Below are 18516 nucleotides of genomic sequence, written 5' to 3'. Positions count from 1 at the left end.
TTTGGCAGAGGCACGGAGGGTTCTGCCATGCCCCGCGGCGACAAGTCGAAATACACCGACAAGCAGGCCCGCAAGGCCGATCACATCGCCGAGGGCTACGAGAAGAAGGGTGTCCCGGAGGACGAGGCCGAGCGGCGCGCCTGGGCGACCGTCAACAAGGACGATGGCGGCGGCAAGAAGCCGGGCGGGTCCGGGCGCGGCAAGGAGACGGGCCACCCGGCGGCACATGAGGGCGGCGAGAAGGGCGGCGCCGCCTCCGCCTCGCGCTCGGCGGCCGATCGTTCCGCCTCCGCCAGGAAGGCCGCCGCCACCCGCAAGCGCAATGCGGCGCAGGCTCGCTGAGAGGCGAGACCGCCGTCGCCTCCTCGACCGCTATCGCGCGCCGGCGGGCGACCCAGCGTCTTCGAACAGAGCGCGCATCGTCGCGATCATCGGCTTGAGGTGAAAGCTCTCCTCCGGCGCCACGGCGACCCGCCAGCCCGCTTCCTCGATCGTCCGGCCGACGATCGGCCCGACGGCCGCGATCCGCGTCCGGCGCATCGCCTCGGCCAGAGCCTCCTCGCGGCCGTGACGCTCGGCGACCTCGCGCAGCCGCTTGATCTGCGGGCGGGCCGTGAACGCTATGAGATCGACGGTGCCGGACGCCATCTCGTCGATCACCGCCGCGACCCTCCGGTCCTCCTCGTGGGAGGCGTAGCGATAGGGCAGGACACGGTCGACGCTCGCGCCGGCCGAGCCGAGGAACTCGTCGAGGTCCGGGCTCTGGCCCGGATAGGCCTGCATCCCGACGCGCCGGCCGCGCAGATCCAGCCCGGACAGGGTCTCGATCAGGCCCGCGCTGGTCGGCTCCGCGGCCGTGACGTCCGGGCCGAGCCCGATCGCGCGGAGAGCCTTCACGGGCTTCGGCCCGCGCACGATCTTGCGGGTGCGGGCGAGGGCGGCCGTCGCCGCCTCCGCGAACCCGGCCTTGTCCGCGATGTCCATCAGGCGCCGCAGGCCTTCGCCCGTGAACAGGATCACGTCGTCGAAGGCGCCGTCGGCGAGCCGCCTCAGCCAGGCCTCCGCCGGGGCGGGATCGTCGAGATCGAGGATCGTCACGAGCGGGCAGCGGATGGTGGTCGCGCCCTGCCGTTCGAGCATGCCGGCGAAGAGATCGAGTTCCCGGCTTTCGGGCACGACGATCCGACGTCCTTCGAGGCCTCCGGCCATGCTGGGTCCTCCGTTCCACGCACGTATAAACGTGTCGGCCGCATTCGTGGAGACGCCGCCGGACCAAAGCCCCGCAAGGCCCGTGCCCGTCCGGAAGACGGCGGCCGGCAGGCAGGCTATGAGGAGTGAAAAGTCGCGAAAGGGAGCGCGCCGTGTCCTTCATCCTCGCCATCGACCAGGGCACGACCTCGACCCGGGCCATCCTGTTCCGCGCCGATACGACCATCGCGGCCGTGGCGCAGGAGGAGTTCGCCCAGCATTTCCCGGCCTCCGGCTGGGTCGAGCACGAGGCCGAGGACCTTCTCGCGACGACGCTCTCGACCTGCCGGGCCGCGATGGAGAAAGCGGGAATCGCGGCTTCGGACATCGCCGGGATCGGCATCACCAACCAGCGCGAGACGGTGGTCGTCTGGGACCGGGAGAGCGGGCGCGCCGTCCACCGCGCCATCGTCTGGCAGGACCGGCGCACGGCCGATCTCTGCGCGCGGCTCAAGGCGGATGGGGCGGAGGCGCTCGTCACCGAGCGCACCGGGCTCATCGTCGACCCCTATTTCTCCGCCACCAAGATCGCCTGGATACTCGACAACGTGCCCGGCGCGCGCGCCCGGGCCGAGGCGGGGCGCCTCGCCTTCGGCACCGTCGACACCTGGCTCCTCTGGCGGCTCACGGGCGGGCGCGTCCACCGGACCGATGCCACCAATGCCAGCCGGACCCTCCTCTACGACGTCCATCGCGGCGCCTGGGACGAGGATCTGCTGCGCCTCTTCCGCGTTCCGGCCGCGATCCTGCCGGAGGTCGTCGATTCCTCGGGCGAGTTCGGGACCTGCGAGGCGGGGCTGTTCGGCGGCGCGATCGCGGTCCGCGGCGTCGCGGGCGATCAGCAGGCGGCGATGGTCGGACAGGCCTGTTTCGCGCCCGGCATGGTCAAGTCGACCTACGGCACCGGCTGTTTCGCGCTGGTCAATACCGGCGAGACGGCGGTGCCGTCGCGCTCGCGCCTGCTCACCACGATCGCCTACCAGCTCGGCGGCCGGCGGACCTACGCGCTGGAGGGCTCGATCTTCGTCGCCGGCGCGGCGGTGCAATGGCTGCGCGACGGGCTCGGTCTGATCGGCGAGGCGGGCGAGAGCGGCCCGCTCGCCGAGGCGGCCGATCCGGCCCAGGACGTCGTGCTGGTCCCCGCCTTCGTCGGGCTCGGCGCGCCCTATTGGCGGCCCGAGGTGCGCGGCGCCTTGTTCGGGCTGACCCGTTCGACGGGCCCGCGGGAACTGGCGCGGGCGGCGCTCGAAAGCGTCTGCTTCCAGACCGCCGATCTGCTCGAGGCCATGCACACCGACTGGCCGGAGGCGGAGGCGCATCGGCCGGTGCTGCGGGTCGATGGCGGGATGATCGCGTCCGACTGGACGATGCAGCGCCTCGCGGACGTCCTCGGCGCGCCGGTCGACCGGCCGGAGATCGCCGAGACGACGGCGCTCGGTGCCGCCTATCTCGCGGGCCTTGCGGCGGGCCTCTATCCCGATCCCGCGAGGTTCGCCGACCGCTGGCGCCTCGAGCGCCGCTTCACGCCCGCCATGAGCGCCGAATCGCGCGCAGCGCGGCTCGGAAGCTGGCGGGCGGCGGTCGGAAGCCTGCTCGGGCCGCCGGGCTGAGAGGGCTCAGCGCCGCCGCTGCGGCTTCTCCGGCGTCTCGTATTTGGCGATGGTCGCGGCGCAACGGGGCGAGAGCTCGGCGCGGCGGGCCGCGAAGCATTGCCGGACCTGCGGCGAGCCGGGATCGTAGGCCGAGCAGAGCCGCGTGTAATCCATCGTGCAGTCGCGCCGGTACTCCGCCATCTCCTGCTCGCTCGCCGCGACGGCCGCGCCGCTTCCTGCGACGAGGATCGCGGCGGAGAGCGCGAAGGCGACGGAGCGAGGTGCGAGGCGTAACATGGGCATTTCCTGATCCAGCTCCGTCCATTTGGGGCCTGTCCGCGGGATTGCGAGGGCCGTAAGACGTGCAAGCCTGCCCCGGCCGGCCTGAACCAATCCGGAAGCCCGCCATGATCCGTTTTGCCGCGATGCTGCTCGCCGCCGGTCTCGCAGTCTCGCCGCTGGCCGCCGGCGCGCTGGAGAAGGCCGAATGGCCCTCCCGGATCATTCGCATCATCGTGCCTTTCGGGGCAGGATCGACACCGGACAGCGCCGCGCGTCTTCTCGCCGACAAGCTCGAGCCGAAGCTCGGTCAGCGGGTGATCGTCGAGAACAAGGCGGGCGCGAGCGGCAATCTCGGCACGGATGCCGTCGCGAAGGCCGAGCCGGACGGCTACACGCTCGGGCTCTCGATCGTCGGCCCGCTGGCTATCAACCCGCTCCTGTTCCCGACGATGCCCTACGATCCGGCGCGCGATCTGACGCCGATCTCGGTGCTCGGCGGCCAGCCCAACGTCCTCGTCGTGAACAACGACGTTCCGGCGAAGTCGGTCGAGGATCTCCTCGCGCTGCTGCGACGCGACCCGGAGCGCTACAACTTCGCCTCGATCGGCAACGGCTCCCTGTCGCATCTCGCCATGGAGGCGATCCTCATCAAGGCCGGCGCGAAGGTGACGCATGTCCCGTTTCCCGGCTCGCCCGCGGCGCTGACCTCCCTCATCCGCGGCGACGTGCAGATGGCCGTTCTCGCGGCGGGCAACGTCATGCCCCATGTCGAGGACGGCCGGATCAGGGCGCTCGCGGTCAGCCTCGCCGAGCGCTCGCCGCTGATCCCGTCGCTGCCGACGCTCAAGGAATCGGGCATCGAGGGCGTCGAGGCCGATGCCTGGGTCGGACTGATCGGCCCGGCGGGGCTGCCCGAGCCCATCGTCGCTCGGCTGGTCGAGGCCGTGAAGGCGGCCGTCGCCGATCCCGACATGGCAGCGAAGCTGCGTGCCCAGTACATCGCGCCGCGCGGCTCGACGCCGGCGGAGTTCCGGGCTCTCCTGGCGGATGAGAGGGCGCGCTGGGAGCCCGTGATCCGGCGCAACGGCATCCGGATGGGGCAGTAGACGCAAGACCTCGCGCCGGCTTCGCGACGCTGCTATGACCGCATCGACGAGTTTGTGAGGTCTCGCTCACGCGCTGGGCGCGGAGATGAGGGACGTTCGTGGTCGTGCAATTCCCGCCCGAGGAGGTCAGTGAGGTCTTGGACGGGACGCCGCCGATCGGATGGACCGAGCCCGAGCGCCTCGCCGCGCTGGCCGAATACGGCATCCTCGATACGGCACCCGAAATCCAGTTCGACGATATCGCCCGGCTCGCGACACGGCTGTTCGACGTGCCGGTCGCGCTGGTGAGCCTCGTCGCGGACGATCGCCAGTGGTTCAAGGCGGAGGTCGGCCTCGGCCTTCGCGAGACCTCCCTCGACGTGTCCATCTGCAAGGATGCGATCCGGCATCCCGGCGTGTTCGTGGTCTGCGATCTCGCTGGCGATCCGTGCTACGCCTCCAATCCGCTCGTCGCGAGCGAGAGCGGGTTCCGCTTCTACGCCAGCGCCAAGCTCGAGACGCCGGAGGGCCGGCCGCTCGGTGCGGTCGCCATCCTCGACCGCAGGCCCCGGCCGCAGGGAATCAGCGAGGCGGAGACGGCGTCCCTGGAGGCGCTTGCACGCCAGGTCATGTCCCATCTCGAGCTGCGTCGCGCGATCTCGGCGCGGGACCGCGCGCTGGTGGCGGAGAGAGCGGGCGCGCAGCGCTACACCCTTCTCGCCAATGCCACGCGCGACGCGATCTGGGACTGGGATCTCGATCGCGACAGCGTGGTCTGGAACGAGGCGCTGCACGACGCCCATGGCTACAGCCTCGACGACGTCGCCCCGACCGGCGAGTGGTGGATGGAGCGCATCCATCCCGATGATCGCGAGCGCATCGTCACCTCCATCCAGGCGGCGATCGATGGACGCGATCTGCGCTGGGCCTCCGAGTATCGCTTCCGGCAGGCGGACGGTGCCTATGCCGACATCTTCGACCGTGGCTCGCTGATCCGCGACGAGGACGGGCGCGCCCGCCGGATGGTCGGCGCCATGCTGGACCTGACGGAACGCAACCGTTCCGCCGCCCGAAGGGGGGCACTGGCCGAACTCGGAGAGCGGCTGCGGGAATTGGACGACCCGGCAGCCATCGCCTTCGCCGCGGCCGAGACGATGGGCCGGGTGCTGCGGGTCGAACGCGCCGGCTATGCCAGCGTCGAGGAGGACAGCGAAACGATCCTCGTCGAGCGCGACTGGGTCTCGGAGGGGGGGACGAGCCATCCCGGCCGATTGCATTTCCGCGATTTCGGCACCTTCATCGACGACCTGAAGCGCGGCGAGACGGTCGTCATCGCCGATGTCCGGACGGACGCCCGCACGAGCGACTGCGCCGAAGCGATGGAGGCGAAGGATATCGGCGCGCTGGTCAACCTGCCGGTGATCGAGCAGGGCCGGCTGGTCGCGATCTTCTATCTCAACCAATCGCAGGCGCGATCCTGGACGGAAGGCGACCTCGCCTTCGTCCGGAACGTCGCCGATTCGACCCGGGCCGCCACCGAACGGGCGCGCTCGATGGCGGCGCTGCGGGCGAGCGAGGAGCTGTTCCGCGTCTTCGCCCAGGCCATGCCGAACCAGGTCTGGGCGGCGGATGCGTCGGGCCGGATCGACTGGCTGAACAGGCAGGCGGAGGAGTATTTCGGCTCGTCGGTCCAGCAGAGCAGCGAGAACTGGGCGGCCCTGCTTCATCTCGAGGATCGGTCTGATGCCGCCGAGCGGTGGCACCATTCCGTCGCGACGGGCGAGATCTTCGAGACCGAACTCCGTCTCCGGCGCCACGACGGCGCCTACCGCTGGTTCCTGGCGCGGGCGCTCGCGATCCCCGACGAGCAGGGCGCCATCCGACGCTGGATCGGCACCAACACGGATGTCGACGAGCAGAAGGAGATCGCGGCCGAACTCGCCCAGGTGAATGCGCTGCTGGCATCCCGGGTCGAGGAGAGGACGCGCGAACGCGACAGGCTCTGGTCGACGACCAGCGACCTCATGGGCACGGCCGGGCCGAACGGTCTCTTCACCTCGGTCAACCCGGCCTGGACGCGCATGCTGGGCTGGAGCGAGAGCGAGTTGCTGGCGTTGCCGCCGATGGAATTCGTCGTGCCCGAGGACCGGGAGGAGGTCGAAGCCATCGCCGCGCGCCTCGTCGCGGGCGAGGCGATCGAGAGCTACGCGAACCGCCTCCGCACCCGCGACGGCGGAACCCGGACGATCATGTGGAACGCCGTGCCGGACCGGGGCGCGGTCTATTTCGTCGGCCGCGACATCACCGACCAGCGCGAGGTCGAGGACCAGCTCCGGCAGGCTCAGAAGATGGAGGCGGTCGGCCAGCTCACCGGCGGCATCGCCCACGACTTCAACAATCTCCTCACCGGGATCATCGGCTCGCTGGACCTCCTCCAGACGCGCCTGCGCCAGGGGCGGACCGAGAATCTCGACCGGTATCTGAAGGTTGCGACCAACTCGGCCAACCGGGCCGCGGCCCTCACGCACAGGCTGCTCGCCTTCGCCCGCCGCCAGCCCCTCGATGCGCGGCCGGTCGACGTGAATGCGCTGGTGACGTCGCTCGAGGATCTCCTTCGGCGCTCGATCGGCGAGGCGATCGGGCTGTCGATCGAGACGGAGCCGAATCTCTGGCCGACGCATTGCGACGCCAATCAACTGGAAAGCGCGATCCTCAACCTCGCCATCAATGCGCGCGACGCGATGCCGGAGGGCGGGCAGTTGCGGATCGTCACCGACAACACCTTCCTCGACAGCCACGCGGCGACCCTCCATCCGGAGGTCCGCCCCGGCCCGTATGTCAGCATCAGCGTGATCGATACCGGGCTCGGCATGGCCCCGGACGTGATCAAGCGGGCCTTCGATCCGTTCTTCACCACCAAGCCCCAGGGACAGGGAACCGGCCTCGGCCTGTCGATGGTCTATGGGTTCGCGCGCCAGTCGGACGGTCTCGCCCGCATCGCGTCGGAGCCCGGACGGGGCACGACGATCACGCTTTACCTGCCCCGGCACGACAGCGAGGCGGCGGTATCCGAAGCGCCCGCCTCCCACCCGGCGGTGTCGGCGCGGAACCGGGAGGAGACCGTCCTCGTCGTCGAGGACGAGACGATGGTGCGCGACCTCGTCGTCGAGATCCTCGGCGAGATGGGGCTGAGGGTGATCCAGGCCGTGGACGGGGCGTCCGGCCTCAAGGTGCTCTCCTCCGGCCAGCGCATCGACCTGCTGGTCTCCGATATCGGGCTGCCGGGCATGAACGGGCGGCAGATGGTCGACGAGGCGCGCACGACACGGCCCGACCTGCCGGTCCTCTTCATCACGGGCTATGCGCAGAACGCCGCCCTGGCCGGCTTCCTCCGGCCGGGCATGGAGATGATGACGAAGCCGTTCACCGCGGACGGTCTGGCGACGCGGGTGCGCGGCATGCTGGAGGGATGATCGTCGCGCCGGGCGCGGGGAGCTCGGCTTTCGGCGGCAGGCGGAACAGCCCGGCGAAGCGCTCCGCCAGGGAAAGGTCCCCGGCGATCGTGAGAAGGCCGGATTGCGCGAGGGCGTCGGGTGGAGCGCCGCCATAGACGAAGGCGGCGATGCCTGCGGGCTTGCCCGAGAAGGTCGCCTCCGCGTGCTCCACCGTGCCGCGCTCGTAGGTCAGGTCGCCCGCTGACAGGCGGCCGAGGAAGCGGTCGGTGCCGAAATCGAATCCGATCCGGGCCTCCATGTCTCGTGCGGCCTCGCGGTCGAGCATCGTCCGGAACGACAGGAGGATGGAGGTCGCGCTGATCGGTGCCGCGGGGTCGTGACCGGGCGAGCGCGCCGCCCAACGCCCCATCGTCTGCACGATCGGCTCGGCCTCGTAGCCCCATTCCGTCAGTTCGTAGACCTGCGCGGCGCCGGGTGACGCCAATCGCCGGCGCCGGAGGATCCCGCGCGCCTCGAGCGCCTCGAGACGCTGCGTGAGCACGTTCGCGCTGATCGCGGGAAGGTCGGCCCGAAGATCGCTGAAACGTTTCGGGCCGAGCATGAGTTCTCGCATGACAAGCAGCGCCCACCGCTCGCCCACGAGCTCCAGCGCATGGGCCGTGCCGCACGCGTCGTCATAGCTTTTCACGGGAGGCGGGACCCGATGCGTGGTTATTTTTTCTGACTTCATGGTTGTTTTTAGTAACTCGATCGGCTACGGACGGTCAACGATACGGCGAGGACACCCATGCCCGAAAACGCCAGCCCTCCGCGGCCCGACCGCTCGACGCCCATGATGATCTTCGTGAACCTGCCGGTATCGGATCTGTCCCGGGCGATCGCATTCTATGAAGCCATCGGCGCGACGAAGAACCCGCAATTCTCCGACGAGACGGCGGCCTGCATGGTTCTGTCCGACGTCATCCACGTGATGCTGGTGACGCACGCCAAGTTCCGGCAGTTTACCTCCCGCACCATTGCCGATGCGCACCGGACGGCCGAGGTCTTGAACTGCGTCTCGGTGCCGAGCCGGGCGGCGGTCGACGATCTCGCCGCAAGGGCGGCGGCGGCGGGTGGCAAGGCCGACCACGTTCCGAGCCAGGATCACGGCTTCATGTATCTCCGCAGCGTCGAGGATCCGGACGGTCATGTCTGGGAGATCGTGTTCATGGATATGGAAGCGGCCGGGGCCGCGATGGGGCCGTCCTGAGGGCGTCGCGGCGTCGATCCGCGCACGAGGAGAAGGAAGGAGACGCAGATGGCGAGGACGAACACGTTCTTCTGGTACGATCTGATGACCTCGGACCCGCAGGCCGCCGGGGCCTTCTACGCGAACGTCGTCGGCTGGACGCTGGAGGATTGGCCCGGCGACATGCCGTACACGATGGTGAAGGCGGCCGGGACCGGCGTCGGCGGCATCATGGCGATCCCCGACGAGGCGAAAGCCGTCGGAGCGAGGCCGGGCTGGCTCGGCTATGTGAAGGTCGACGATGCCGACAGGGCGGCGGCGGCCGTGACGGCGGCGGGCGGCAGCATCCAGCGAGAGCCCGAGGACATCCCCCATGTCGGCCGCTTCGCGGTCGTCTGCGATCCGCAAGGCGCGGTGTTCATGATGCTCGCGCCGACCGAGCCCGACCAGCCCGGCGTTCCCCTCATGACCCCGGGCCATGTCGGCTGGCACGAACTCTATTCGAGCGATCCCCAGAAGGGATTCGCCTTCTACGAGACGCTGTTCGGCTGGGCGAAGGCCGATGCGCTGGATATGGGGCCGATGGGCACCTACCAGCTCTTCGCCGACAGCCGGGACAAGGATTGCGGCGCCGTCGGCGGGATGATGAGGCTGCCCGAAGGCGTGCCTGTCCCCGTCTGGGGCTTCTACTTCGCCGTCGAGGCGATCGATGCGGCCGTCGAGCGGATCACTTCGGGCGGTGGCCGGGTCCTGATGCCCCCGATGGAGGTTCCCGGCGGCTCCTGGATCGTCAACGCGCTCGATCCGCAGGGTGCGCATTTCGCCCTCGTCGCTCCGAAGCGCTGAACGGGCGGCGGCCGCTTGCCGGCGGCCCCGCCACCCTCCGAGTCAAAAAGCAGGGAGAGAAAAATGTCCTATGTCGATGGCTTCGTCGTCCCCGTCCCGACGACGAGCAAGGACGCCTATCGCGAGATGGCCGCGCTTGCGGCGAAGGTCTTCAAGGAGAACGGCGCGATCTCCGTCATGGAGGCCTGGGAGGACGAGGTGCCGGACGGGCAGACCACCGATTTCCGCCGCGCGGTGAAGATCGAGGCGGGTGAGGCGGTGGTGTTCTCGTGGGTCCTCTGGCCCTCGAAGGAGGTCCGTGACGCCGGCATGAAGACGTTCATGGAAGACGAGCGCCTGAAGGCGAATTTCCAGGCGATGCCGTTCGACGGAAAGCGCATGATCTTCGGCGGCTTCGCGCCGATCGTCGAGGCGTGAGCGGGGAGGGGGCGGTCATGAGCAAGCTCACAACCTGCCTCTGGCATGACGGCACGGCGGAGGAGGCGGCCCGGTTCTACGTCTCCCTGCTGCCGGGTTCGCGGATCGACAGGGTTTCGAAGGCGGTCATAGACTGGCCCGCGGGCAAGGCCGGCGACACGCTCTTCGTGTTGTTCACCCTCGCCGGGCAGCCCTACATGGCGCTGAATGCCGGCCCGGGCGAGAAGCCCAATCCTGCCGTCTCGATCGCAGTCTCCTGCGAGGACCAGGCGGAGGTCGACCGGCTCTGGGCGGCCTTGCGCGAGGGCGGCCGGGAGATCCAGTGCGGCTGGCTCACCGACCGCTACGGTCTCGCCTGGCAGATCGTGCCGCGGGTTCTGATGGAGATGATCCAGGATCCGGATGCCGAGAAGGCCCGGCGCGTCACGGAGGTGATGGTGTCCATGGTCAAGCTCGAGATCGAGCCGCTGCGCCGGGCTTATGACGCTGGCTGAGGATTGTCGCGTCCTCCGTCATGGCGAGGAGGGACAGCCGACGACGCAACTCAGCGCCTGGGCCGGATGGTCCGGGTTGCGTCGCTGCGCTCGCAAGGGCGGGAGAGCCCCCCGATCCGGAACGGTTCCAGCCTTCACGGCTGGGGCATCTCGGGGCATAAGGGCGGTTTAGTCCTTTGGATGCCGCGCATGAACGTTCTGCCCGTCACCCGTAAGCATCGCTCGACCTGCCCTCACGATTGCCCCTCGACCTGCGGCCTCGAGGTCGAGGTTCTCGACGGTCGCACGATCGGCAGGGTCCGCGGCGCGGAAGGCCACAGCTACACGACAGGCGTCATCTGCGCGAAGGTCGCCCGCTATGCCGAGCGGATCCATCATCCCGAGCGACTGACCCATCCCCTGCTGCGCACCGGGCCGAAGGGCTCGGGCCAGTTCCGGCCGATCGGGTTCGAGGAGGCCTTGGACCGCGTGGCCGAGGCCTTCCTCGCGGCGGAGCGGACGCATGGGTCCGAGACCGTCTGGCCGTATTACTACGCCGGCACGATGGGCTACGTCATGCGCGACGGCATCAACCGCCTGCGCAACGTCAAGCGCTATTCCGGCCAGTACTCGACGATCTGCACGACCTCGGCCTGGACGGGCTTCATCGCCGGGACGGGGCGGCTCGGAGGCGCGGACCCGCGCGAGATGAGCCGGTCGGCCGACTGCATCGTGATCTGGGGGACGAATCCCGTCCACACCCAGGTCAACGTGATGACCCATGCGCTCAAGGCGCGGAAGGAGCGCGGCGCCAAGATCGTCGTCATCGACGTCTACGAGAACCCGAGCGTGAAACAGGCCGATCTCGGCCTCGTCCTGCGGCCGGGCACGGACGGGGCGCTCGCCTGCGCGGTGATGCATGTCCTGTTCCGGGAGGGCTTCGCCGACCGGGACTATCTCGCCCGCTACACCGATTGCCCGGACGATCTCGAGCGGCACCTCGAGGCGCGGACGCCCGAATGGGCCGCCGCCATCACCGGGCTCTCCGTCGAGGAGATCGAGGCCTTCGCCAGGCTCGTCGGCACGCGCAAGCGCAGTTACTTCCGCCTCGGCTACGGCTTCGCCCGCAGCCGGAACGGCGCGGTCAACATGCATGCGGCCCTCTGCATCCCGGCCGTCACGGGCGCCTGGCAGCACGAGGGCGGCGGCGCCTTCCACTCGAATTCGGGCATCTTCGGCCTCCTCAAGGGCACGATCGAGGGGCAGGACGCGATCGACCGTTCGATCCGCGTCCTCCAGCAGACAGAGATCGGCCGCGTCCTCACGGGCGATGCGGAGAGCCTGCGCCACGGACCGCCCGTGACGGGCCTGTTCATCCAGAACACCAATCCGATGTCGATCGCGCCCGAGCAGGAGCTGGTGAAGCGCGGCTTCGCCCGCGAGGACCTGTTCACCTGCGTCCACGAGCAGTTCATGACCGAGACCGCCCTGATGGCGGACATCGTGCTGCCGGCGACGATGTTCCTCGAACACGACGACTTCTATACCGGGGGAGGGCACCAGCATCTCGGCCTCGGCCTCAAGGCGATCGACCCGCCGGGTGAATGCCGCTCGAACCACGACGTGATCTGCGCTCTCGCGAGCCGCCTCGGCGCGGAGCATCGCGGCTTCCGGATGACGCCGCGCGAATTGATCGACGACATGCTGCGGGTCTCGAAGCGCGGCACGCTCGCCGAACTCGAAGCCGCGAACTGGCTCGACGTGCAGCCATCCTTCGAGCGCTCGCACTACATCGACGGGTTCGGCCACGCGGACCGGAAGTTCCATTTCCGGGTCGACTGGCCGCGGGTCCCGAACGCCAATATCGGTCTCGTCGGACCCGCAGCCGAGCTGCCCGATCTCCCCGACCATTGGCGCGCGATCGAGGAGGCGACCCCTCGCCATCCCTTCCGGCTGGCCACGAGCCCGGCGCGCTCCTTCCTGAACTCGAGCTTCACCGAGACGCCCGGTTCCGTCGACAAGGAGAAGCGGCCCGAACTGATGATCCATCCCGAGGATGCGACCACGCTCGGCATCGAGAACGGCGACTGGGTCCGCATCAGGAACGACCGCGGCGAGATCCTCATCCGGGCGCGGCACTACAAGGGCGTGAAGCCGGGCGTGCTGATCGCGGAATCGATCTGGCCGAACCGCTTCTACCCCGACGGCCGCGGCATCAACACGCTGACCGGGGCCGACCAGATCGCACCCTTCGGCGGCGCGGCCTTCCACGACAATCGCGTCGCCCTGGAGCGCGTCGCGCCGGACGAGATCGTCTGGCAGGAGACAGCCTCGACGACATGGGCCGGAAACGGAGTGACGCTAGGCAAACCCCATCTGGCTGCCGTAACAGCCTGAGCCTCCATCTCCGGGAGAGAGATCGACGATGATGTTTCAGATGACGTGGCGCAGGCTCGCCATCGGCCTGCTGGCCGCCGGATGCTTCGCTGCTCCTGCCTCCGCGCAGATCAGGCTGAACGACAAGGGCAGCGCGACCAGCGAGCCGCTCGCGCCCGCTCGGCCGTCGGCGCCGTCAGCCTCCGCCGACGCACCGGCGGGCGATCTCATCGACGGGCGGGACATCGAGCAACTCGCGGCGGTCCTGCGCGAACTCGGCTTCCAGGCGAAGATCGGCCAGTCCAGCAACGGGCAGCCGCGAATCACCAGCGCGGCCCAGGGCATCAACTTCTCCATCACGACCTATAGCTGCTCGGCCGACTCGAAGAGCTGCTCGATCGATTTCTTCACGTTCTGGCGGATGGGCGGCAAATCGATGTCGCTCGAGCGGATCAACGACTGGAATCGCGAATGGCGCTTCCTGAAGGCCTATAACGACAAGGAAGGCGACCTGAATCTCGTCTTCAACATCGAGTTGACGGGCGGAATCTCGAAGACGGCCTTCACCCGGAATTTCCAGCGCTGGACCTCGATGCTCGCCAGGTTCGACAAGTTCAGGCAGGAGTGATCGCGGCTGCGCGGGAGACCGCCGCCGCTTGAGGTCCAGACGGGCCGGACGAATCCGGCCCGGCATATCCGGGAAAGTCGATGTCACGTATGCTCGTCCGGTCGGTCGCCGCGCTCGCGATCGGTCTCTTCTGCGGCTCGGCCATGGCGGCCGGCTCCTCCGCCCCCTTCGGCTACACGCCCGATCCCGCCCTGATGCGTGAAACGCCGGCTCAGCTTCGTGTGCGCATCCAGCGCGCCTGCGTCTCGACCCAGGCCGGCATCCAGGGCGGCTCGCAGGGCTCTGCGTCCCGCGGCTGCGGCTGCTACGCCACCCGCGTGCTCCGCGCGATGACACCGGCCGAACTCGCGGCCTACCGCTCGACGGGCATCTTCGACGAGACGACGCGTGTGAAGGCCTTCGCCGCGCTCGATTCCTGCGGGCTGAAGCGGCCGTCCTGACGGCGCCGGAGCGTGCTGTCGGTCACGGAAGCGACGGCACGCTCTGATCCATCGTGATCGCAATCCGTTCGCGGAGAGGCGGCTGCGCCTCGTCCGCAGCCTGTCTCAGGCCTCCGTCAGCCGAACCTCGCCCCGCGCCACCTGCGCGAGGGCCTGGGGGTAGAGAGCGTGCTCGGCGGCGAGCACGCGGGCGGCCAAGCTGTCCGGATCGTCGCCCGGCAGGATCGGCACGCGGCTCTGCGCGACGATCGGGCCCGAATCGAGCTCCGGCACCACGAAATGCACGGTGCAGCCATGCTCCGCATCGCCGGCGGCGAGGGCACGGGCATGGGTGTCGAGCCCCTTGTACTTCGGCAGGAGCGAGGGGTGGATGTTGAGCATCCGCCCCTCCCAGGCCTGGACGAAGCCCGGCGTCAGGATGCGCATGAAGCCGGCGAGGCAGACGAGGTCGATCCGGTGCTCCCTCAGGAAGCGGTCGATCTCGGCGTCGCATTCCGCGCGGTCGGGAAAGTCCCGAAGCCTGACCACCGCCGTCGCGATCCCCGCCTCGGAGGCCGTTTCGAGGCCGCCCGCCCCGGGCTTGTTCGACAGGACGAGCGCGATCCGGGCCGGATAATCCGGTTCGCGCGCGGCCTCGACCAGCGAGGCCATGTTCGAGCCGCGGCCCGAGATCAGGACGGCGACGCGGACGGTCACGGCAGCGCCAGCGCGCTCGAATAGCTCACGCGCTCGCCCTCTGAGGAGGCCGGAACGATCGCGCCCAGCATCACGGGCGCCTCGCCCGCCGCCCGCAGATGACCGAGCGCCTCTTCGGCCTCGGCCGCGGCGACGACCGCGATCATGCCGATTCCGCAATTGAAGGTGCGCAGCATCTCGCGCTCGGCGATGTCCCCCGTGCGGGCGAGCCAGCCGAAGACCGGCGGGACGGCGATCGCGCCGAGATCGAGCCGCGCGCCGGTGCCATCCGGAAGGACGCGCGGGATATTGTCGGGAAAGCCGCCGCCGGTGATGTGGGCGAGGGCCTTGATCCGAGCGCCCGCCTTCATCGCGGCGAGAAGCGCCTTCACATAGATGCGCGTCGGCTCGAGCAGCGCCTCGCCGAGCGTGCGCCCCGGCGCGAAGGGCGCCTCGTCGCTCCAGCCGAGACCGGACCGCTCGACCACGCGGCGCACCAGCGAGAAGCCGTTGGAATGGACGCCCGAGGAGGGGAGGCCGAGGATCACGTCGCCCGGCCCGATGCCGGGCAGCGGCAGCAGCGTGCCGCGCTCGGCCGCGCCCACGGCGAAGCCGGCGAGGTCGTAATCGGCGCCGCCATAGAGGCCGGGCATCTCCGCCGTCTCGCCGCCGATCAGCGCGCAGCCGGCTTGCCGGCAACCCTCGGCGATGCCCTTGACGATCTGGGCTCCCGTTCCCGGCTCCAGCCGGCCGGTCGCGAAATAATCGAGGAAGAACAGCGGCTCGGCGCCCTGCACGATGATGTCGTTGACGCACATGGCGACGAGGTCGATGCCGATCGTGTCGTGCCGCCCGGTCTCGATCGCGATCTTCACCTTGGTGCCGACGCCGTCATTGGCGGCGACCAGGATCGGATCGCTGAACCCGGCGGCCTTGAGGTCGAACAGGCCGCCGAAGCCGCCGATCTCCGCATCGGCGCCCGGCCGGCGGGTCGAGCGCACCAGCGGCTTGATCGCGTCCACCATGGCGTTGCCGGCATCGATGTCGACGCCGGCTGCCGCATAGGTCAGCCCATCGGCTTTGGTCTGCGTCACGACTGTCCCCGCTCGCCGGACACCGGCACTTTTCTCACCATCGAGCGCGGAGTAAGGGTCGGTGGGGCGGCGCGCAAGTTCGCTTGTGTCGACCCGGGAGTTGGCTGTTGCTTCGTCCACATGCCCGCGACGCGCGCTGCCGCCGCGGACGACACGATCGGGCGCGTCATGCCGCTTGAGGGGCGGCCGCCCGAAGCCGGGGCGATGACGCTGCCGAACCTGATCACGATCGCGCGGCTCGTGATCGTGCCGGTCGTCGTGGTGATGATCGTCCAGGGGCTGTGGCCGCTCGCCTTCGTGCTGTTCGTCGCGGCGGGGATCTCCGACGCTGCCGACGGCATCATCGCGCGGCGCTTCCATCTGCGCAGCGAACTCGGCGCCTATCTCGATCCGCTCGCCGACAAGGCCCTTCTCGTCTCGATCTACGTGACGCTGTCGGTGGTCGGCATTCTGCCGAGCTGGCTGACGATCCTCGTCGTCTCGCGCGATGTGATGATCGTCTCGGCGATCCTCGTCTCGAGGCTGATGGACAGGCCGGTCGCGATCAAGCCGCTTCTCGTCTCGAAGGCCAATACGGCCGCCCAGATCGCGCTGGCGGCGCTCGTGCTCGGGGGCATGGCGGCGGGATTGGCGCCGGGCTGGTGGCTGAGCCTCGGGATGATCACGGTCGCGGTCTTGACCGTGCTCTCGGCGGCTGCCTATCTGGCTGGCTGGCTGAGGCACATGGCGACGTGATAGGGCGGGGCGAGCGGCTCTCGCTTCCGGCAGTTCCGGCGGCCTGTCGTCGCCGCCGCCATATCCGGATCGGATGATCGATGCAGCGACAGGTTCCATTCTGGCTGGGGCTCCTCGTCGCGACGGGGTTGGTTCTCTACCTCCTGGGCGACATCCTCCTGCCTTTCGTCGCCGGCATGGCGATCGCGTATCTGCTCGATCCTCTGGCCGACCGGCTCGAGCGCCTGGGGGTGAGCAGGCTCGGCGCCACGATCGTCATCCTGATCCTCTTCGTCGTGGTCGTCGTCCTCGCGCTCGGCGCCTTCCTTCCGCTCGCGGCGCGGCAGGTCGTGACCTTCGCCGAGCAGTTCCCCTCCTATGTCGAGCGCCTCCAGCGGCTGGTGGCCGAGCAGGGGCAGCCCCTGATCGAGCGCTTCGGCGGCCATGACGCCATGGCTCAGCTGCAGCAATCGATCGGCAACCTCGTGGGGCAGGGGGCGGCCTGGGTCGCCGGCTTCGCCCGCTCGCTCTGGACGGGGGGCAAGGCGCTGCTGAACGTCGTCTCGATCCTCGTCGTCACGCCGGTCGTCGCCTTCTACATGCTCGTCGATTGGGACCGGATGATCTCGACCATCGACCGCTGGGTCCCCCCGCGTCACCGCGAGACGGTGCGCGGGCTCGGCCGCGACATGGATCGCGCCGTCGCCGGCTTCGTGCGCGGGCAGACGGCGGTCTGCATCCTTCTCGGCGTGTTCTACGCCACCGGGCTGTCGCTCATCGGTCTCAATTTCGGCGCGACGATCGGGATGCTGGCGGGGCTCATCAGCTTCATCCCCTATGTCGGCTCGCTGGTTGGATTGCTGCTGTCGGTGGGGGTCGCTCTGGTCCAGTTCCTGCCGGACTGGACCTGGGTCCTGGCGACGCTCGCGGTCTTCATGGTCGGCCAGTTCATCGAGGGGAACATCCTCTCGCCGAAGCTCGTTGGGGCGTCCGTCGGCCTGCACCCGGTCTGGCTGATGTTCGCCCTTCTCGCCTTCGGTTCGCTGTTCGGCTTCACCGGGCTTCTCGTCGCCGTGCCGCTGGCAGCCATGATCGGCGTTCTCGGACGCTTCGCGATCCGCCGCTACCAGGAGAGCCCGATGTTCCTCGGACCACCCGAGGAGACGGAGGAATTTGCGAAGCCGGCGGCACCGCCGGCGATCCCGCTCGTGAAACGCCCTCAGCAGGGGGCATGACGAGAGAACGGATGGCCCGTCAGCTCGCCTTCGAGCTTCCTTTCACGCCCGCCTTCGGGGCCGACGACTATCTGGTCGGTGCCGCCAACGAACGCGCCTTCGCCTTGATCGAGGCCTGGCCGGCCTGGCCGGACGCGCTGCTGCGCCTCGAAGGCCCCGCCGGCAGCGGCAAGAGCCACCTTGCCGCGATCTGGGCGGAACAGAGCGGCGGTCCCGTCATCCGCGCCTCGTCCGTCGTCGCGGATGCCGTGCCGGCCCTCGCCGACGAAGCCGCGCTCGCGATCGAAGACATCGACCGCGGCGTCGGGGACGAGCGTGCCCTGTTCCACCTCATCAACCTCGCGCGCGAGCGGGGCTCGTCGCTCCTTCTGACCGGCGCGAAGGCGCCCGATGCCTGCGGCCTCCTCGTCCCGGACCTCGTCTCGCGGCTGCGCCTCGCCCCGTCCGTCGCGCTCGAGGCTCCGGACGAGGCCTTGCTTCGCGCGGTCCTGGTGAAGCTGTTCCACGACCGGCAGGTCATGGTCGACGCGGCCGTGATCGACTTCGTGGCGAGCCGCATCGAGCGGTCCTTCGCGGCTGCGGTCGAGATCGTGGCCGAACTCGACCGGGAGGCGCTCAGCCGCGGGCGCAGGGTGACGCGCCCGATCGCGGCGAATATCCTGGCTTTGCGGGAGCCGAACCCCGTCGGGGATAACGGCATTCATCCTCCTGTCACATGGGAGACCTAG

At 69.4% G+C, this 18516-nt stretch carries 19 protein-coding genes; 14 read left to right on the top strand and 5 right to left on the bottom strand.

Going from position 1 to position 18516, the window contains the following annotated elements; genetic code table 11:
- The first annotated feature begins 27 nt into the window (after positions 1-27).
- Positions 28-342: a plasmid stabilization protein gene (locus EV668_RS10955; RefSeq protein WP_133769770.1), complete on the top strand. Its 315-nt coding sequence runs from the start codon at positions 28-30 to the stop codon at positions 340-342.
- A gap of 30 nt (positions 343-372) precedes the next feature.
- Here EV668_RS10955 and EV668_RS10950 read toward each other — a convergent pair whose 3' ends face one another.
- Positions 373-1209 (bottom strand): uroporphyrinogen-III synthase, encoded by an 837-nt coding sequence (locus EV668_RS10950; RefSeq protein ID WP_133769769.1) that lies wholly within the window; start codon positions 1207-1209, stop codon positions 373-375.
- 152 nt (positions 1210-1361) lie between these two features.
- Between EV668_RS10950 and glpK the strand changes: the two genes are divergently transcribed.
- Positions 1362-2858: a glycerol kinase GlpK gene (gene glpK / locus EV668_RS10945; protein ID WP_133769768.1), complete on the top strand. Its 1497-nt coding sequence runs from the start codon at positions 1362-1364 to the stop codon at positions 2856-2858.
- 6 nt (positions 2859-2864) lie between these two features.
- Here the strand turns inward: glpK and EV668_RS10940 are convergent, their stop codons facing one another.
- On the bottom strand, positions 2865-3143 hold the full coding sequence (locus EV668_RS10940; RefSeq protein ID WP_133769767.1) for a hypothetical protein: 279 nt from the start codon (positions 3141-3143) through the stop codon (positions 2865-2867).
- 104 nt (positions 3144-3247) lie between these two features.
- On the opposite strand from EV668_RS10940, the gene EV668_RS10935 reads away from it, so the two are divergent.
- Together EV668_RS10935 and EV668_RS10930 are read left to right on the top strand one after the other, a co-directional pair.
- Complete coding sequence (locus EV668_RS10935) at positions 3248-4228, top strand: Bug family tripartite tricarboxylate transporter substrate binding protein (RefSeq protein WP_133769766.1); 981 nt, start codon at positions 3248-3250, stop codon at positions 4226-4228.
- Between the two features lie 98 nt (positions 4229-4326).
- Entirely contained in the window at positions 4327-7680 is a 3354-nt protein-coding gene (locus EV668_RS10930) for a PAS domain-containing protein (RefSeq protein ID WP_133769765.1), read from the top strand.
- On the opposite strand, the gene EV668_RS10925 is transcribed toward EV668_RS10930, so the two are convergent.
- Positions 7631-8392 (bottom strand): winged helix-turn-helix transcriptional regulator, encoded by a 762-nt coding sequence (locus EV668_RS10925; protein WP_133769764.1) that lies wholly within the window; start codon positions 8390-8392, stop codon positions 7631-7633. The two genes, EV668_RS10930 and EV668_RS10925, sit on opposite strands and share 50 nt — an antisense overlap.
- 57 nt (positions 8393-8449) lie before the next feature.
- Between EV668_RS10925 and EV668_RS10920 the strand changes: the two genes are divergently transcribed.
- The 7 genes from EV668_RS10920 (at position 8450) to EV668_RS10890 (ending at position 14070) form a co-directional block, all read left to right on the top strand.
- On the top strand, positions 8450-8911 hold the full coding sequence (locus EV668_RS10920) for a VOC family protein (RefSeq protein ID WP_245513003.1): 462 nt from the start codon (positions 8450-8452) through the stop codon (positions 8909-8911).
- Between the two features lie 48 nt (positions 8912-8959).
- Positions 8960-9736 carry a VOC family protein gene (locus tag EV668_RS10915; protein ID WP_133769763.1) on the top strand — a complete coding sequence of 259 codons (777 nt, stop codon included), beginning with the start codon at positions 8960-8962 and terminating at the stop codon, positions 9734-9736.
- Positions 9737-9799: 63 nt separating this feature from the next.
- Entirely contained in the window at positions 9800-10153 is a 354-nt protein-coding gene (locus tag EV668_RS10910; RefSeq protein WP_133769762.1) for a DUF1428 domain-containing protein, read from the top strand.
- A gap of 17 nt (positions 10154-10170) precedes the next feature.
- Complete coding sequence (locus EV668_RS10905; RefSeq protein WP_133769761.1) at positions 10171-10647, top strand: VOC family protein; 477 nt, start codon at positions 10171-10173, stop codon at positions 10645-10647.
- 189 nt (positions 10648-10836) lie between these two features.
- The gene (locus tag EV668_RS10900; protein WP_133769760.1) at positions 10837-13023 is read left to right on the top strand and encodes a molybdopterin-containing oxidoreductase family protein; all 2187 of its coding nucleotides are present in this window, start codon (positions 10837-10839) and stop codon (positions 13021-13023) included.
- A gap of 40 nt (positions 13024-13063) precedes the next feature.
- On the top strand, positions 13064-13630 hold the full coding sequence (locus tag EV668_RS10895; protein WP_166652405.1) for a YbjN domain-containing protein: 567 nt from the start codon (positions 13064-13066) through the stop codon (positions 13628-13630).
- 80 nt (positions 13631-13710) lie between these two features.
- The gene (locus EV668_RS10890; protein ID WP_245513002.1) at positions 13711-14070 is read left to right on the top strand and encodes a hypothetical protein; all 360 of its coding nucleotides are present in this window, start codon (positions 13711-13713) and stop codon (positions 14068-14070) included.
- A gap of 105 nt (positions 14071-14175) precedes the next feature.
- Here the strand turns inward: EV668_RS10890 and purN are convergent, their stop codons facing one another.
- Positions 14176-14766, bottom strand: a complete 591-nt coding sequence (purN, locus tag EV668_RS10885; RefSeq protein WP_133769758.1) for a phosphoribosylglycinamide formyltransferase — start codon at positions 14764-14766, stop codon at positions 14176-14178.
- Entirely contained in the window at positions 14763-15839 is a 1077-nt protein-coding gene (purM, locus tag EV668_RS10880; protein ID WP_133769757.1) for a phosphoribosylformylglycinamidine cyclo-ligase, read from the bottom strand. Before purM ends, purN begins: the two co-directional genes overlap by 4 nt.
- 204 nt (positions 15840-16043) lie before the next feature.
- Between purM and EV668_RS10875 the strand changes: the two genes are divergently transcribed.
- The 3 genes from EV668_RS10875 to EV668_RS10865 all read left to right on the top strand — a co-directional run bounded on the left by EV668_RS10875 (position 16044) and on the right by EV668_RS10865 (position 18516).
- Positions 16044-16574, top strand: a complete 531-nt coding sequence (locus EV668_RS10875; RefSeq protein ID WP_133770178.1) for a CDP-alcohol phosphatidyltransferase family protein — start codon at positions 16044-16046, stop codon at positions 16572-16574.
- 80 nt (positions 16575-16654) lie between these two features.
- Positions 16655-17788 carry an AI-2E family transporter gene (locus EV668_RS10870; RefSeq protein ID WP_133769756.1) on the top strand — a complete coding sequence of 378 codons (1134 nt, stop codon included), beginning with the start codon at positions 16655-16657 and terminating at the stop codon, positions 17786-17788.
- 11 nt (positions 17789-17799) lie between these two features.
- Complete coding sequence (locus EV668_RS10865; protein WP_245513000.1) at positions 17800-18516, top strand: HdaA/DnaA family protein; 717 nt, start codon at positions 17800-17802, stop codon at positions 18514-18516.

The sequence above is a fragment of the Enterovirga rhinocerotis genome (assembly GCF_004363955.1).
Classification (GTDB): domain Bacteria; phylum Pseudomonadota; class Alphaproteobacteria; order Rhizobiales; family Beijerinckiaceae; genus Enterovirga; species Enterovirga rhinocerotis.
Note: the sequence above shows the minus strand (reverse complement) of the source record. Positions and strands in the feature narration are given on the sequence as shown.

Bases quoted from the DNA above. Each gene is read 5' to 3' on its own strand.
- EV668_RS10955 (WP_133769770.1), top strand. From the start codon at position 28: ATGCCCCGCGGCGACAAGTCGAAATACACCGACAAGCAGGCCCGCAAG.
- EV668_RS10950 (WP_133769769.1), bottom strand. From the start codon at position 1,209: ATGGCCGGAGGCCTCGAAGGACGTCGGATCGTCGTGCCCGAAAGCCGG.
- EV668_RS10940 (WP_133769767.1), bottom strand. From the start codon at position 3,143: ATGCCCATGTTACGCCTCGCACCTCGCTCCGTCGCCTTCGCGCTCTCC.
- EV668_RS10935 (WP_133769766.1), top strand. From the start codon at position 3,248: ATGATCCGTTTTGCCGCGATGCTGCTCGCCGCCGGTCTCGCAGTCTCG.
- EV668_RS10925 (WP_133769764.1), bottom strand. From the start codon at position 8,392: ATGAAGTCAGAAAAAATAACCACGCATCGGGTCCCGCCTCCCGTGAAA.
- EV668_RS10920 (WP_245513003.1), top strand. From the start codon at position 8,450: ATGCCCGAAAACGCCAGCCCTCCGCGGCCCGACCGCTCGACGCCCATG.
- EV668_RS10915 (WP_133769763.1), top strand. From the start codon at position 8,960: ATGGCGAGGACGAACACGTTCTTCTGGTACGATCTGATGACCTCGGAC.
- EV668_RS10910 (WP_133769762.1), top strand. From the start codon at position 9,800: ATGTCCTATGTCGATGGCTTCGTCGTCCCCGTCCCGACGACGAGCAAG.
- EV668_RS10905 (WP_133769761.1), top strand. From the start codon at position 10,171: ATGAGCAAGCTCACAACCTGCCTCTGGCATGACGGCACGGCGGAGGAG.
- EV668_RS10900 (WP_133769760.1), top strand. From the start codon at position 10,837: ATGAACGTTCTGCCCGTCACCCGTAAGCATCGCTCGACCTGCCCTCAC.
- EV668_RS10895 (WP_166652405.1), top strand. From the start codon at position 13,064: ATGACGTGGCGCAGGCTCGCCATCGGCCTGCTGGCCGCCGGATGCTTC.
- EV668_RS10890 (WP_245513002.1), top strand. From the start codon at position 13,711: ATGTCACGTATGCTCGTCCGGTCGGTCGCCGCGCTCGCGATCGGTCTC.
- EV668_RS10875 (WP_133770178.1), top strand. From the start codon at position 16,044: ATGACGCTGCCGAACCTGATCACGATCGCGCGGCTCGTGATCGTGCCG.
- EV668_RS10870 (WP_133769756.1), top strand. From the start codon at position 16,655: ATGCAGCGACAGGTTCCATTCTGGCTGGGGCTCCTCGTCGCGACGGGG.
- EV668_RS10865 (WP_245513000.1), top strand. From the start codon at position 17,800: ATGGCCCGTCAGCTCGCCTTCGAGCTTCCTTTCACGCCCGCCTTCGGG.